Source organism: Escherichia sp. 94.0001, assembly GCF_013369155.2.
Lineage (GTDB): Bacteria > Pseudomonadota > Gammaproteobacteria > Enterobacterales > Enterobacteriaceae > Escherichia > Escherichia coli_F.
Map to the genome: position 1 here is coordinate 1 of NZ_JABWMS020000207.1, position 744 is coordinate 744.

1 protein-coding gene is annotated in these 744 nt (G+C 56.6%); it reads right to left on the reverse strand.

Annotated elements, in window-relative coordinates:
- A partial coding sequence (locus HEN33_RS25260) for a host specificity protein J (protein WP_183083531.1) occupies positions 1 to 744 on the reverse strand: 744 nt, incomplete at both ends.

Genomic DNA, 744 nt, shown 5'->3' on the forward strand with positions numbered 1-744 from the left:
TGCTGGCGTTATCCTCCGTCAGCTCGACTTTTTCCAGCAGTTCCTTGCCGAGATGCGTTTTATTGATCAACCCTTTATAAAAATTCAGATAACCTTCCGCATCATCGCTCGCCCGACCGACGGCCTCCACAAATGCCGATTTACCAACGGTATTCACGCTGCGGATGTAAAAGTAATAATCATAACCCGGCTTAATATTGCTACTGGCAGCTATCCAGTACAGCCCCGTGCCAAGATAGCAGGCTGTGGTCTCAACCTGCCTGATATCGGTAATCCGCGTTTCCGAGAACCAGAACTCAAACTGCACCGTCGGGTCATATACAGCCAGTTTCGGGACCGCTGTTATCTGAAAATACCCCGGTATCAGTTCAATAGTGACAGGCGCTGCCGGTGCGGCAATCCGGAACGATACCGACGCCGGATCGCCCTGCTGCCCCCGGGCATTTACTGCCCGGACTGTCAGCCTGTAGTTTCCCAACACCAGTTGAGTGAAGCGGTATGTGGTTTCCGCCGTCCGGGCCGTGCTGACCAGCCGCTCACTGCCGTCATCCGCTGCCACGGTCAGGCGAAGAAGGAAGCTCACGCCCTTCACCACCTTCGGTGTGTCCCATCGCGCCAGCACCTGATATTCCCCGCTGTCTGCAGTGACTTCGGCGGTCAGGTGCTGCACCGCTGGCGGCGTGACACCGTTCACCGTGCCACTCTGTTCGCCGTCAAAGTGCGCCCCGTTATCCACGATGGCCT